The following is a 14075-nucleotide window of genomic DNA, read 5'->3' on the forward strand; positions in this document are numbered from 1 at the left end:
CGGTCAGTCCGGATCAACCCGTCGCCATCAAACGGGCCACGTCCAGCATGCGGGCGGAAAAGCCCCATTCATTGTCATACCAGCCGAAGACACGGACCTGATTGTTGCCGACCATTCGGGTCTCGGGGCCTGCGATAACCAGCGATTCGGGGCGGGATCGCAGATCGGACGAGACCAGAGGCAGATCGGTCCAGCCAAGAACCGCCGAAGCATCGACCGCTTCGCGAAACGCGGTGTCGAAAGCCTGTTCGCTCATGCCGCGCCCGAGCGTTACCACAAGGTCCACCGCCGAAACGCTGGCGGTTGGAACCCGCACCGCTGCGCCCGAAATCCGTCCGGCCAGATGCGGGAGAACAACGTCGATCAGGTGGGTCGCGCTGGACGTGGTCGGCACCATCGACAGCGCCCCTGCGCGCGAACGCGCAAGATCGCCGCGCGGCGCGTCGACCATCGGCTGGCTGTTGGTGTAACAGTGGATAGTGGTCATATGGCCCGAGACGATGCCGCCGATCTGATCCAGTGCCCGAACCAGCGGCGCGAGGCCATTGGTGGTGCAGGATGCGTTCGAGACGATGCTGGCATCACCCAACTGATCCTCATTGGCACCCAAAACCACCGTCAGTTCAGCCGCAGGCGAAGGGCCCGAGATCAGCACCTTGCGCGCGCCAGCCGTCAGCCCCCGGCCGGCGACATCGGATGAGCGTGCAATGCCGGTGCAATCCAGCAGGACGTCAACGCCTGACAGATCGATATTCGCCAGATCGGAACTGTGCGTCATCGGCACCGTGCGCCCGTCAATGATCAGGGCTTCGTCACCAGCGGACACGTCCCCCGCATAGGGGCCAAAGGTGCTGTCGTATTTGAACAGATAGGCACAGGTGTCCAGCGGTGCGATATCGTTGATCAGCACCAGCTCGATATCTGATCCTTGCGGCTGGGTCAGAACCTGCCGCAGGATCGTGCGGCCGATGCGGCCGAATCCGTTGATCGCGAGTTTCATGCGCAAGCTATGGCAGGCAGATCAGGCGATCTCAACGAAAGTATTGTACCAATTTCAACCGCAACTGACCTGCGAGAAGAACTGCCCCGAGATGTTCTGATACATGCTGGCCACGATCGGTTTGCATCCGGTTGCCTGCTGGATCGCCGCGATGGCCTGCAGGGTGCGCAGGCGTGGTGGCGGGCCGAACGGGTTGAGGTTGTTGTTGTCGCGGGTGGCGCGGTAGATGACCGGCTCGTCCGAGACTTTGGTCACGGCCCACGTCCGGCTCATGACAAAGACCGATTTGGTCTCATCCTTGGCAGCGACCGGCGTGGACAAGGTTGCGGCCACGATGGCGCATGCGGCCAGAGCCATCAGGGGGGTACGCAGTTTCATCAGCCAGTCTCCAATACTCAAACAATGGAATTTGCTGGGATTTCAGCAAATTCCGGGGCCGCTGTGAACCCCTGCAGGGGTAAAAGGCGATGAAACCGGGTTTAGCGGGGCAAGGATAACGGCATATGCCGGTTCACGTCCTTGTACAGAAGATACCGGAATCGCCCCGGCCCACCCGCGTAACAGGCCTGCGGGCAAAAGGCGCGTAGCCACATGTAATCGCCCGCCTCGACCTCCACCCAGTCCTGATTGAGCCGGTAGACGGCCTTGCCTTCCAGCACGTAAAGCCCGTGCTCCATCACATGGGTTTCAGCAAAGGGGATCACGCCGCCGGGTTCGAAATTGACGATGTTGACATGCATGTCGTGACGCAAGTCCTGCGGGTCGGCAAAGCGGGTCGTGGACCAGCGCCCTTCGGTTCCGGGCATTTCAATCGGGGCCACGTCGCGTTCATTGGTGATGATCGGATCGGGGACGGGCAGGCCGGGCACGGCCTCATAGGCCTTGCGGACCCAGTGAAACCGTGCCACGGCGTCAGATCGGTTGTGCAACGTCCAGTCCGCGCCGGGTGGGATATAGGCGTACCCCCCTGTATCCAAATTATATTCCGTTCCGTTCAGCGTCAGATGCACGGCCCCCTCGACCACAAACAGAACGGCCTGAGCGCGCGGGTCTGTTTCCGGCTGATCGCTGCCACCGCCGGGCTGAACCTCCATGATGTATTGCGAAAACGTCTCGGCAAAGCCGCTGAGCGGGCGCGACAGGACCCACAGGCGCGTGCCCTCCCAAAATGGCAGATAGCTGGTCACGATGTCGCGCATCGTACCCTTGGGAATGACCGCATAGGCATCGGTGAACACGGCCCGGTCGGTCAAAAGCTGGTCCTGGCCGGGGTGCCCGCCGAGGGGCGAAAAATAGGTTGGTTGTGTCATCATGTGCCTCGGGTTCGTTTGCGGGACACTATGCGGGCAAACCGGGTGCGGCCTCTAGCGCTGGGCTTGCGATAGGTTTGTTCGGGATAATTTGAAGGTCGCCGCCGTAGGGGTTGGCCACGCCCCCGCGCAGGTATATCCTTGAAGTCAAAATTGATTTCAGTTCAGCGAGGCAGAAATGAAAGCCCGGGTCTTTTTCGCATTGGCACTACTTAGCATGGCAGGCGTTACGACGACCGCCTCGGCCAAACCCTTGTCCCGAATCATCGCCGAAATGGGGCTTTCGCCTGCGGATTTCGAAGTGGCAAACAAAGCGTCACGCAGCTTGCTGACCGACGGCACGCCCAGCGTCGGCAAGGAGATCGGGTGGAGCAATGGCGAAACCGGATCAAAGGGGACAATCCGGATTGATGCGGTCGAGGGCAATTGCGTCCGGCTGCAACACGACATTCAGCCCGAAGGCAAAGAGGCCTCGCGCGGGGTCAGAACCCGTCAATGCAAGGATGCGGGCGGCAACTGGGTGATGGCGCCCTGATTGCGCTAGTAACCGCGCGCCCGGTCGACCTCATTCAGCAGCGGCGCGCCGGTTGTCAGCCGCTGGAAGTTTTCTGCCACATCCGACAGCGCATCGCCCAGATGCCAACCGGACACATGGGGCGTGATTGTAACGCTTGGGTGCTGCCAAAGCGGGTTGTCGGCTGGCAGCGGCTCGTGACTTGTCACATCCAGAATCGCATGGCCGGGCGTGCCCTGATCCAGCGCGGCAATCAGCGCACCCTCGTCAATCAGATCGCCGCGACCGGCGTTCAATAGCTGGCTGCCGGGTTTCATCGCCGCCAGCATCTGCGCGTCGAACAGACCCACCGTTTGCGGGGTCGAGGGCAAGATGGCGCAGACATGATCGCACTGCCCCAGCAGACCGGGCAAGGCATCGTCGCCATGCAGGCAGGTGACGCCCTCGATCTGCTTTGGCGACCGGCTCCAGCCCAGGACCTTAAACCCAACGGCGCGCAGCATCCGCGCGGTGCGGTCCCCGATATGACCCAGACCCAGAACGCCGACGGTTGTGTGGGGCGTGAAGGTTGGTTCCTTAGGCAGCCATTCTGCGCGGGCCTGCGCGGCTTCGTGAAATGCCATATGACGCTGGGCGCGCAGGATGTAGGCGACGAACCATTCGGCAATGCCCTGTGCCGGTGCATCCGGTTTCAGGCGCGCAACCCGCATGTGGTCGGGCAGGTTGGGATTTCCGACAATCGTTTCGACACCCGCCCCAAGCTTTTGCACCAGTTTCAGGTTTGGCAGCTGGTGCAGGTGGTCGTCTTTCAGGCCCACGACCGCAACCATCGTAATCTCATCGGCGTTGCCGATTGCGTCCGGCGTGCGAATATCGGCACCGGGGATCGCGGACCGGATGTCATTGGCGATGTCCGCATCGCTGATCCAGTTGGTCAGGCCGGTGTCTATCAACAGCGCCATGGGCGGTTCCTTCTCTTGAAATTGAACGTGGTGACGTTCCGTCACGCAACTGGACAGAGTCGCAACAGTTAAGCCATCCTCGGTCCGTAAGGTACAGCCCGGATTTCACCCGGCAGGAGGGAATTTCATGAATATGTCATTTGGTTTGCGCGAGGAAAACCGCGCCCTTTTGCAACGTGTCGCCGACATGGTCCGGGATGAGATCATGCCGCTGGAAGAAGAATACCAGGCCGAGATCAACAAGGACGACCGCTGGCAATATACCGAACGCCAGGCCGAAATCCTTGAGGGGCTGAAAGCCAAAGCCAAGGCCGCCGGTCTGTGGAATTTCTGGCTGACCGACAGCAACAAAGGGTTCGGGCTGACCACGGTTGAATATGCTTATTTCGCCGAAGAGATGGGCAAGACCCCCCTTGGGGCCGAGGTGTTCAACTGTTCCGCCCCCGACACCGGCAATATGGAAGTGTTCGAGCGTTACGGCACCGAGGCGATGAAACAACAGTGGTTGAAGCCACTGCTCGACGGCCAGATCCGCTCGGCCTATCTGATGACCGAACCGGATGTGGCTTCATCCGATGCGACCAATGTGTCGATGTCCTGCGTGCGGGACGGCGATGACTATGTCCTGAATGGCGAGAAATGGTGGTCATCCGGCGCGGGCGATCCGCGCTGCAAGGTCTATATCGTGATGGTCAAAACCGGCGGCGAGGATCAGCCCAAGCACAAGCGCCAGTCGATGATCGTGGTGCCCGCCGATACGCCCGGGATCGAGGTTCTGCGACCCATGCAGGTCTACGGCCACGACGACGCGCCGCACGGCCATATGCATATTCGGTTTACCGACGTGCGCGTGCCCGCAGAGAATATCCTCTTGGGCGAAGGCCGCGGGTTCGAGATTGCGCAGGGCCGCTTGGGGCCGGGGCGCATTCACCATTGCATGCGCGCAATCGGTCAGGCGGAAAGCGCACTGGAGCAGATGTGCAAGCGTTCCATGCAGCGTGAGGCGTTCGGCAAGAAGCTGGCGCAGCTGGGTGCCAATTACGACATCATCGCCGAATGCCGGATGGAGATCGAGATGGCCCGCCTGCTGTGTCTGAAAGCGGCGTGGTACATGGATCAGGGCGATGCGCGGGCCGCGGCCCCGTGGATCAGCCAGATCAAGGTGGTTGCGCCTCGGGTCGCGCTGAAGGTGATCGACGAGGCGGTGCAGATGTTCGGCGGGCAAGGGGTCAGTCAGGACACACCACTGGCCACCGCCTGGACTCATGTGCGAACCCTGCGACTGGCCGACGGACCAGACGCGGTTCACCGCCGTCAGGTCGCGCGGGCCGAATTGAAGAAACACACGCAGGAAAAGGTCTGACGCACCGCATGACCAGGTACGAATTCGACAACGTCGCCTATTTTCATCAGCGAGAAGATGGGGCTTTTGTCGGCAACGACCCGGCGCGCGGCCCCTGGTCAGCCGATCATTGTCACGCGGGGCCCGTCAGCGGCCTGATCGTGCGCGCTGCTGAAACCGAGGTTGGGCCCGAGAAGATGCTGACCCGTCTGACGGTTGATCTGCTGCGCCCTCTGCCCCTGTCGGGCTTGCGGGTGGCGGCAGAGACTACACGGCACACCAAAACGCTAGCCACCACGCGGGTGACGGTGCACGATCTGGACGACACCCTGTGCGCTACGGCGACAACCATGCATCTGGCGCGTCGTGATCTGGGCACAGTGCCCAATGTCCACGTCACTCAGCTGCGGTTCGAAGATGCGGTTGATGGGCCTTTCCCGATCGGTGAACTGCGCCACGACCTTCCGGGATTTGCCCATTACAGCGACATCAGATACCCGGCAGGGGGCAAACAGGGGGCCGGGCCGAAAGCCATCTGGATGCGCACGCCGAACCTGTTGGGGGGTGAGGTGCAATCGCCGATCCAGTCGCTTTGCCCGCTGGCCGATTGCGGCAACGGTATCTCGTGGAATGCGCCAACGGCGGAAATGGGGTTCATGAACACCGATCTGACGGTGAACATCCATCGCGAGCCGGTCTCGGACTGGTTGGCAGCCGACTCGATCTCGCACTGGCAACCTTCGGGCGTCGGCATGTCGCAATCGGTTCTGTATGATGCCGAAGGGCCAGTGGGGACAGCGCTGCAAACGTTGGTTCTGTTCCCACCCACATGATGCGCTCGGCCGGTTTCTGCGGTGAAGCCGGGAAACGCATTGCCGCTGCGGTGTTGCCGCCCTATCTTGCCGGCATGCGTTGGCTGATACCCATTCTGACTTGCTGCCTGCCGATCCCCGCGCTGGCCCACCCGCATGTCTTCATTGACACCGGGCTGGAGTTCATCGTGGACGAAGCAGGCAACCTGACCCATGTGCGCGTGACCTGGGCGTATGACGAATTCTACTCGCTGCTGGTTCTGGAGGATTTGAAGCTGGATCAGGACGCAGATGGCGTTCTGACAGAAAGCGAAGAGGCGTATCTGACCGGGTTCGACGCGCAATGGGTCGAAGGCTACAACGGTGATCTGGTCGTGACTGCCGGTGGTGCGCCGGTCAAGCTGTCCGGTCCGCTGGAACCCCACGCGACAGCCGAGAACGGGCGCGTCGTGACCACGCATCTGCGCGAGGTCGAAGGGGGTGCCGTGCCAGCTTACGCCTTGTCGGCCAAACCGTTTGATGAGACCTACTATACCGCATACGAAGTCAACCGGCCCGTGACCGTGTCCGGCCCGTCCACATGTTTTATCGAGCGTGTCGATCCCGATATCGATGGCCAATTGGCGCAGATGCGGGCGTTTCTGCTGACATTGGATGCGGATTACGATCTGGAGGAAAACGACATCCCTCTGGTGGGCGAGAACTTCGCGACTGAGATCCTCGTGTCATGTCCAAATACCTGATCGTTCCGGTTGCCATCGCCTTTGGCCTGTTGGCCTGGTTCTGGGGAAGCGGTGGCTTTGACAGCCTCGCCGCCTGGGCCGCGGGTGAGCAGCGCGAGTTTCAGAACCAGATCGCACGGGCCTTGCGGGCAGCGCGGGCCGAGCAGCCGCAAGCCGTGGCAACGCTACTGACCGTTTGTTTCGCCTACGGGTTCTTTCACGCGATCGGTCCCGGTCACGGCAAGGTCCTGATCGGAGGGTACGGTCTGGGCCGCCGCGTCGCGTTCTGGCGCTTGTCCGCGATCAGTGTGCTGTCCAGCCTTGGGCAGGCGGTGACGGCGGTTGTTCTGGTCTATGCCGGAGTGCTGGTTTTTCAGCTGTCGCGCGAGACCTTGGTAGGAACGACCGAGCAGGTGATGGCCCCCATCAGCTACGCGGCGATTGCAGCGATTGGCCTGTGGCTGGTTTTTCGGGGGGTGCGTAGCTTTGTCAGGCGGTCCCGTAACGATGCCAAGCCTTCCCATGCCCATGATCACGACCATGACCATCACCACCAACACGATCACGATCACGATCACCACCACCATCATCACCACGAGGGCGAGGTCTGTTCGGATTGCGGCCACCGCCACGGCCCCAGCGCGGAAGAAGTCGCCAATGTCGGCAGCCTGCGCGAGGCGATCATCCTTATCGCAGGCATAGCCGCGCGCCCCTGTACCGGGGCGTTGTTCGTTCTGATTCTGACCTGGCAGATGGGTATCGCAATGGTCGGTATCGCCGGAGCCTTCTCGATGGCGCTGGGCACGGCACTGGTTACCACCTTGGTCGGCTGGACGTCATTTGGGCTGCGCGGCGGGCTGCTTGCTTCGGCCTCGGCCACCCGGTTTGCATCCGTTCTGGCCCCGACCATCGAATTGGTGGCGGGGCTGGTGATCGCGGTTATAGCCGGTGGTCTGCTGTTGCGCGCGATCTAGGTCAGTCGAAAACCGGCTCGGGGTAACCGACCCGCGCCAGATACAGCCCTTGCGGCGGGCATACCGGCCCACAGGCCGCGCGGTCGGTGGCCTGCAACGCGTCGCGCACGTCCTCGGGTGACCACGAGCCCGCGCCAACGCGTTCCAGCGTGCCGACGAAACTGCGCACCTGATTGTGCAGGAAGGACCGGGCGCGGACGTGGAAATGAACCTCGGGGCCGGAAAAGCCCTGAACCCGCTCGACCCGCAACTCATCCAGAGTTTTGACCGGGCTGGCCGCCTGACAGATCGACGAGCGGAACGTGGTAAAGTCATGCCGCCCGATCAGCATGTCGGCGCCCTTCTGCATGGCATCGACATCCAGTTGATGGTTGACGCGCCAGACCTGCCCCTTGTCATGGGTCGCAGGCGCACGGCGCATTAGGATGCGGAACAGGTATTGGCGTTCGACCGCCGTGAACCGCGCATGCCAGTCGTCCGCAACCTGCGCGGCCTGCACAATGGCCACCGGTTGCGGCTTGAGGTGATAGTTCAGCGCCTCGGACAGGCGGAACGGGTCCCAGTCCTTGACCAGATCGCAATGGGCCACTTGCCCCAACGCGTGCACACCCGCATCGGTACGCCCGGCGGCGGCAATGGTGTGATCGCCCGGTAGAATGCGGGACAAGGCGTGCTCGATGGCACCTTGCACCGACGGCAAGTCCTTCTGCCGCTGCCAACCGGCAAACGGTTCCCCTTGGTATTCGACTTTCAACGCATATCTGGGCATGCGCCGCTGGTAACGCGCGGCGCGCAAACGGGCAAGGGGGCGAAAGCACTGGCATGTCCGAAGGCGGCTACCTATCTTGGGCAAAACGATAATTGCGGGGCGACAGTTTGGTCATCTCATCCCTGGCAGACAGTCTGGTGCGCGGCGTCGAAACCATTGGCGACAGCGTGTCCGAGACGTTTTTCGAGCCGGTCATCCGTCTGGGCGTCACCGGTCTGGCGCGATCTGGCAAGACGGTTTTCATCACCTCGCTGGTGGCAAACCTGCTTGATCGGGGCCGCATGAGCGGCCTTGTCGCGCAGCAGGAAGGCCGGATCAACGCCGCATATTTGCAACCGCAACCGGACGATACCTTGCCCCGGTTCGACTATGAATCGCACCTGTCCGACCTGACTGGCCCTCAACCACACTGGCCCGACAGCACCCGCGCCGTGTCCGAGCTGCGTCTGTCGTTCAAAGCCCGCCCTGCCGGGTTGCTGGCCGGTCTACAGGGGCCGCGCACCGTGCACCTGGACATTGTGGACTATCCGGGTGAATGGCTACTGGACCTCGCGCTGTTGGACAAATCCTATGAGGATTGGTCGCAGGAGACGCTCTCGCGCATCGAAAACCGACCTGACGCGGCAGAGTTTCTGAAACAAGCCCGCGCAACCGATCTGACGGGCGTTCATGACGAACCGACTGCACAATCCCTGGCTGCCGCCTTCACGACTTACTTGAACCAAGCACGGGACGCCGGGTTCTACGACTGTACGCCGGGGCGGTTCCTGTTGCCGGGCGATCTGGCAGGCTCTCCGGTTCTGACCTTTGCGCCATTGCCGGTTTCCGAACCCTCGCGCCGCCGTACCCTCCAGCGCGAGATGGAGCGGCGGTATGAGGCCTACAAGGCGCAGGTGGTAAAGCCGTTTTTCCGCGACCACTTCTCGCGCATTGATCGGCAGGTGGTTCTGGTCGATGCGCTGGGCGCGATCCACAAAGGCCCGCAAGCGGTCGAGGATATGCGCCGGGCCATGGGCGATATCCTGTCGGCTTTCCGTCCGGGTCGTAACGCGTGGCTCAGCCAGTTGCTGCTGGGCAAACGGGTCGAACGTATCCTGTTCGCCGCTACCAAGGCCGACCACCTGCACCACACGCAGCACCCCCGTCTGACCGCGATCATGGAGGCGCTGACACGTGAGGCGCGCGACCGGGCAAGCTTTGCGGGGGCCGAAACAGCGGCGCTGTCGCTGGCCTCGCTGCGGGCCACAACCGAAGAGATGCGCAGCCATGACGGGGTCGAATTGCCCTGCGTGCGTGGCACGTTGCAGGACAGTGGCAAGCAGGCGGCGTTTTACCCCGGTGAACTGCCGGACGATCCGGCCCACTTGCTCGGCCCGGCCCGGAACGGGGCCGAGACTTGGCTGGGCGATGATTTTGGTTTCATGAGGTTTGCCCCGGCGCATCTGACCCTGCGCCCCGGCGATGGCCCACCGCATATCCGGCTGGACCGGGCCGCGCAGTTCCTGATCGGAGACCGGTTGTGATCGTAACTTTGCGCCCGGCCCGCAGCACCGATGCCGGAACGACCGGGGAAATCCTGCACGGGTTTGCCCGCGAAAACGACTGGATGCCGGAATTGCACAGCTGTGCCGAAACCATCGCCTTTTGCGGTCGCATGATTGATCAGGGCTGGGTCACGGTGGCTGAAACCTCGGATGGGGTGGTTGGGTTTCTGGCGTTGAACGGGTCGGATATTCATTCGCTGTACCTGACGGCCGCTGCGCGCGGGCAGGGGATCGGGGCGCAGTTGCTCGACCATGCCAAGGCGCGACATCCGCAACTCAGCCTCTTTGCCTTTCAGGCCAATACCGACGCGTGCAGGTTCTACGAACGTCATGGCTTTGCCGAGATTGCCCGCAGCGACGGGGCCGACAATGATGAAAACCTGCCGGACATCAAATATGTCTGGCGTACCGAAAGGGCAGCACATGGCTAAAGGCCCGGTTCTGATCGATCTCGAGGAAGATGCGCCCGCCGCTGACGTGGCCATGGCCCCGCCGGTTCCGGACCTCGCGCAGCCTCAGGGTCAGGCGATGCAAAGCGCGGCCCGTTTTGCTGCCCGCAAGCCCTCGGCCCTGTCGCGGTGGTTCTGGAGCTTGGCGCTGGCGGTTGTCGGCGCTGCGATCTCGGTCGCCGCGTGGGACTTCGCCACCTCGCTGGTCGCCCGCGCGCCTGTGCTGGGGTGGATCGTCACCGGATTGATCGCGGCGCTGGTTTTTGTTGCTCTGATCATCGCAATCCGTGAACTTGCAGCGATTGGCCGCCTGTCCCGCGTCGACGGGCTGCGCCGCGCTGCGGATGAGGCGCTGGCCGACGCCGATCTGGCCAAGGCCCGTGCCGTTACGACTCGCCTGATCGCCTTCTACAAAGGTCGGGATGAGACCCAATGGGGCCGCAACCGCTTGTCCGAACGAATGCCCGAGCAATTTGACGCCTCAGGTCTGCTGGCTTTAGCCGAAGATGAACTGCTGGCCCCTCTGGACGCTGCCGCCAGCCGCGAGGTTGAAGCGGCAGCCCGGCAGGTGGCAACGGTAACCGCTTTGGTGCCGCTGGCGCTGGCGGATGTGGTGACGGCTTTGGCCGCCTCGCTGCGGATGATACGGCGGATAGCGGAAATCTATGGCGGACGGGCCGGGTTTCTGGGCAGTTGGCGTCTGACCCGCGCCGTTTTTGTACATCTGGTCGCAACCGGCGCAGTCGCGGTGGGCGACGATTTGCTAGAGCCGGTTTTGGGCGGCTCGGTTCTCAGCAAACTGTCCCGCCGGTTTGGCGAGGGGCTGGTGAACGGCGCACTCAGCGCCCGGGTTGGCGTTGCCGCGATGGAGGTGTGCAGACCCTTGCCGTTCTCGGATCGTCACAAACCGTCGACCGGCGCTGTGATCAAACGCGCCTTGAAGGGGCTGTTTTCCAAGGGTTGATCTGACGCAAAGCGCATCTGCCAGCCATTCGTCACACTGAATGTGACGGAGGGCCAGCCATGACAGATCACGGTCACAGCCAGCAGGAGATCGCCCAGCGGATCAATGCCCCGCCCGGTCGCGGCGTTCTGCGCGATGTGGTCTATGGCGGTATCGACGGTTCGGTCACCACCTTCGCCATCGTGGCAGGTGTCGCCGGGGCAGGGTTGTCGTCCTTTGTCATCGTGGCGCTGGGGTTGGCGAACGTTCTGGCCGATGGATTCTCGATGGCGGCGGGCAACTACTCGGGCACCAAGGCGGAACTGGACAACATCAAGCGGATTCGCGCCATCGAGGAACGCCACATCGCCCTTTACCCACAAGGCGAACGCGACGAGGTGCGCGCGATTCTGGCGCAGAAGGGTCTGTCGGGACCCGTGCTGGAGGATGCGACTGCGGCCATAACCTCGAACCACGAAAGCTGGATAGACCTGATGATCGAAGGCGAATATGGGCTGGGCAGTGTCGATCCGCACCCGATGAAGGCCGCTCTTGCCACGTTCTTTGCCTTTCTGGTGGCCGGGATGATCCCTTTGTTGCCGTTTCTGGTGTCGCTGAACAACGCCTTCGCTGTTTCGGCGTGGATGACGATGGGTGTCTTTTTCGCCATCGGAGCGCTGAAAAGCCGCTGGTCGCTGGCCCCGTGGTGGCGTTCGGGTCTGGAGACGCTGCTGATCGGCGGTGTCGCGGCGCTGATTGCCTATCTGGTGGGGTCGCTGTTTCACCCCTGACCCTGCGGTTTTGTCGCAGATCGCCTGACACGTCTGGCGCGTTCCCATGTTTCCGTTAGGCTGAGGCAAAACGGATTTGACAGCCAATGCATTCTGACGATCTGCGCGGGAAAAACATACTGGTTCTGGGCGCTTACGGGTTTATCGGTGCCGCTGTTGCGCGCGCATTGACGGCTGAAGGTGCAAGCGTGCGCGGGCTGGTGCGCAGCTTGCCGATGGGGAACAAGGTTCTTCCGGGGACACAACTCATACAGGGCGATCTGTGCAATCTGAACCGACCGAAGGACTGGCAGGACCTGCTGCAGTCGGTCGATATCGTGGTCAATTGCGCAGGTGCCCTGCAGGATGGCGGGCAGGACGATCTTGAAGTGGTCCACCACACTGCAATCGCGGCCTTGGGTCAGGCTTGCGCTGCACGGGACATCGCGGTGATCCAAATCTCGGCCATTGGGGCAGAGCCGGATGCGCCGACGCCATTCCTGAACACCAAGGCCGCCGGGGACGCCGCTTTGCGGTCCTCGGGCGCGCGCCTTTGGGTGCTGAAGCCAGGGCTGGTGATTGGGCAGAGCGACTACGGTGGCACCGCGCTGTTGCGCATGCTGGCCGCGATCCCGTGGGTACAGCCGCTGGCTTATCCGGACACCCCTGTGCAGTGCATCGGAATGCCGGATCTGTGTCGCGTCGTTCTGTCCGCCGCCATGGATCGGCTACCACAAGGCACTTATGATCTGGTCGAGGACACACCCCATCCGCTGGCAGAGGTGGTTGCGGCCACGCGCCGTTGGCTTGGGTTTCGCCCAGCCTCGGCCCATTTGAGGATTCCGTCCGCATTGATCAAACCCATCGCTGCCGGGGCTGATCTGCTGGGTCGGTTGGGGTGGCGATCCCCGCTGCGCAGCACGGCAATGACGGTCATGGCGCAAGGCGTGATCGGTGATCCTGCACCATTTCGGCAGGCCCCGGGGCAGGCGCTGGCGTCCTTGCCGCAGATCTACGCCGGATTGCCCTGCGGTCGCGAACACAGGCTGACCGCGCGCATGACCCTTCTGATGCCACTGGTCGTTGGGGTGCTGAGCCTGTTTTGGCTGCTCTCGGGTCTTTTCGGGCTTTTGGGGCTGTCCAATGCGGCGCAGGTCCTGATCGGGGCAGGGTGGGCGGTGCCCGTCGCGATGCTTGGCGTGGCGTTCTGGTCGATGGTCGACATTGCGCTTGGGCTGGCCATTCTGTGGCGACCCTGGGCCACCCGCGCATGTCTTGCGCAGATCGGGGTGGCGCTGATTTACCTGATTTCCGCCTCGGTTCTGGTGCCCGGCTTGTGGGCCGATCCACTGGGTCCGTTGGTCAAAGTGCTTCCTGCAATGACCTTGTCCCTGATTGCCATTCCGATGTTGGAGAGCCGCTGATGGACCCCGATCTGATCCTGCGCTGGCTGCATGTCATCGGCGCCTGCGTGTTGTTGGGAACCGGCGCTGGCATCGCGTTTTTCATGCTGATGGCCCACCGTAGCCGGGACGCACATCTGATTGCGCATACCGCAGGCATCGTGGTGCTGGCTGATCTGATCTTCACAACAACCGCCGTCATCCTGCAGCCGATCACCGGGACCGCGCTGGCCTGGCGGTTGGGCTGGTCGCTGAGCGAGGGTTGGATCGCCTTGTCGCTGGTGCTGTATGTGCTGACCGGGTTGTTCTGGTTGCCGGTGGTGTGGATACAGATCAGGCTGCGGGCCTATGCGCGGGTTGCTGCGGATGCAGGAAGCCCAATGCCCGCAAACTACACCCGCCTGTTCCGTATCTGGTTCATATGCGGAATTCCGGCGTTTCTGTCGGTGCTGTTGATCCTTTGGCTCATGATCGCGCGCCCGGCGATCTCGGTCCTTTAGCGTGTTTCCCGCAACAGCGCGCCTTTACCGGGATTTCCGTACTGTCGCCCGATCGCTCGCG

The 14075-nt window shown here is 62.5% G+C and carries 16 protein-coding genes; 11 read left to right on the forward strand and 5 right to left on the reverse strand.

Going from position 1 to position 14075, the window contains the following annotated elements:
* Nucleotides 1-13 precede the first annotated feature (13 nt).
* The 3 genes from ACR0E6_RS00505 to ACR0E6_RS00515 form a co-directional block, all read right to left on the reverse strand.
* Nucleotides 14-1000 (reverse strand): type I glyceraldehyde-3-phosphate dehydrogenase, encoded by a 987-nt coding sequence (locus ACR0E6_RS00505; RefSeq protein WP_480580146.1) that lies wholly within the window; start codon nt 998-1000, stop codon nt 14-16.
* Nucleotides 1001-1054: 54 nt separating this feature from the next.
* Nucleotides 1055-1378, reverse strand: a complete 324-nt coding sequence (locus ACR0E6_RS00510) for a hypothetical protein (protein WP_480580149.1) — start codon at nt 1376-1378, stop codon at nt 1055-1057.
* Nucleotides 1379-1479: 101 nt separating this feature from the next.
* The gene (locus ACR0E6_RS00515; protein WP_170737024.1) at nt 1480-2310 is read right to left on the reverse strand and encodes a bifunctional allantoicase/(S)-ureidoglycine aminohydrolase; all 831 of its coding nucleotides are present in this window, start codon (nt 2308-2310) and stop codon (nt 1480-1482) included.
* A gap of 178 nt (nt 2311-2488) precedes the next feature.
* On the opposite strand from ACR0E6_RS00515, the gene ACR0E6_RS00520 reads away from it, so the two are divergent.
* The gene (locus ACR0E6_RS00520; protein ID WP_170520495.1) at nt 2489-2845 is read left to right on the forward strand and encodes a hypothetical protein; all 357 of its coding nucleotides are present in this window, start codon (nt 2489-2491) and stop codon (nt 2843-2845) included.
* A gap of 5 nt (nt 2846-2850) precedes the next feature.
* Here ACR0E6_RS00520 and ACR0E6_RS00525 read toward each other — a convergent pair whose 3' ends face one another.
* Entirely contained in the window at nt 2851-3786 is a 936-nt protein-coding gene (locus ACR0E6_RS00525) for a 2-hydroxyacid dehydrogenase (protein WP_480580154.1), read from the reverse strand.
* A 127-nt stretch (nt 3787-3913) separates the two neighbouring features.
* Between ACR0E6_RS00525 and ACR0E6_RS00530 the strand changes: the two genes are divergently transcribed.
* The 4 genes from ACR0E6_RS00530 to ACR0E6_RS00545 are packed head-to-tail and all read left to right on the forward strand — an operon-like array spanning nt 3914 to nt 7636.
* A complete protein-coding gene (locus ACR0E6_RS00530; RefSeq protein ID WP_480580157.1) occupies nt 3914-5149 on the forward strand; it encodes an acyl-CoA dehydrogenase family protein in 1236 nt (411 codons plus the stop codon).
* Between the two features lie 8 nt (nt 5150-5157).
* On the forward strand, nt 5158-5961 hold the full coding sequence (locus tag ACR0E6_RS00535) for a thioesterase family protein (RefSeq protein WP_480580160.1): 804 nt from the start codon (nt 5158-5160) through the stop codon (nt 5959-5961).
* The gene (locus ACR0E6_RS00540; protein ID WP_480580163.1) at nt 5958-6683 is read left to right on the forward strand and encodes a DUF1007 family protein; all 726 of its coding nucleotides are present in this window, start codon (nt 5958-5960) and stop codon (nt 6681-6683) included. The genes ACR0E6_RS00535 and ACR0E6_RS00540 overlap by 4 nt, the downstream gene beginning before the upstream one ends.
* The gene (locus ACR0E6_RS00545) at nt 6668-7636 is read left to right on the forward strand and encodes a nickel/cobalt transporter (RefSeq protein ID WP_480580166.1); all 969 of its coding nucleotides are present in this window, start codon (nt 6668-6670) and stop codon (nt 7634-7636) included. The genes ACR0E6_RS00540 and ACR0E6_RS00545 overlap by 16 nt, the downstream gene beginning before the upstream one ends.
* A gap of 1 nt (nt 7637) precedes the next feature.
* Here ACR0E6_RS00545 and truA read toward each other — a convergent pair whose 3' ends face one another.
* On the reverse strand, nt 7638-8405 hold the full coding sequence (gene truA / locus ACR0E6_RS00550) for a tRNA pseudouridine(38-40) synthase TruA (RefSeq protein WP_480580169.1): 768 nt from the start codon (nt 8403-8405) through the stop codon (nt 7638-7640).
* Nucleotides 8406-8512: 107 nt separating this feature from the next.
* Here truA and ACR0E6_RS00555 point away from each other — a divergent pair, with 107 nt between their 5' ends.
* The 6 genes from ACR0E6_RS00555 (at nt 8513) to ACR0E6_RS00580 (ending at nt 14014) form a co-directional block, all read left to right on the forward strand.
* The gene (locus tag ACR0E6_RS00555; protein WP_480580172.1) at nt 8513-9928 is read left to right on the forward strand and encodes a YcjX family GTP-binding protein; all 1416 of its coding nucleotides are present in this window, start codon (nt 8513-8515) and stop codon (nt 9926-9928) included.
* Nucleotides 9925-10380 carry an N-acetyltransferase family protein gene (locus ACR0E6_RS00560; RefSeq protein ID WP_480580174.1) on the forward strand — a complete coding sequence of 152 codons (456 nt, stop codon included), beginning with the start codon at nt 9925-9927 and terminating at the stop codon, nt 10378-10380. The genes ACR0E6_RS00555 and ACR0E6_RS00560 overlap by 4 nt, the downstream gene beginning before the upstream one ends.
* A complete protein-coding gene (locus tag ACR0E6_RS00565) occupies nt 10373-11362 on the forward strand; it encodes a YcjF family protein (RefSeq protein ID WP_480582180.1) in 990 nt (329 codons plus the stop codon). The genes ACR0E6_RS00560 and ACR0E6_RS00565 overlap by 8 nt, the downstream gene beginning before the upstream one ends.
* A 59-nt stretch (nt 11363-11421) precedes the next feature.
* On the forward strand, nt 11422-12132 hold the full coding sequence (locus tag ACR0E6_RS00570; RefSeq protein ID WP_170454343.1) for a VIT1/CCC1 transporter family protein: 711 nt from the start codon (nt 11422-11424) through the stop codon (nt 12130-12132).
* Nucleotides 12133-12218: 86 nt separating this feature from the next.
* Entirely contained in the window at nt 12219-13535 is a 1317-nt protein-coding gene (locus ACR0E6_RS00575; protein ID WP_480580178.1) for an SDR family oxidoreductase, read from the forward strand.
* Complete coding sequence (locus tag ACR0E6_RS00580) at nt 13535-14014, forward strand: DUF2269 family protein (protein ID WP_480580181.1); 480 nt, start codon at nt 13535-13537, stop codon at nt 14012-14014. The genes ACR0E6_RS00575 and ACR0E6_RS00580 overlap by 1 nt, the downstream gene beginning before the upstream one ends.
* Nucleotides 14015-14075 lie beyond the last annotated feature (61 nt).

The sequence above is a fragment of the Ruegeria sp. AP12 genome, assembly GCF_056540025.1.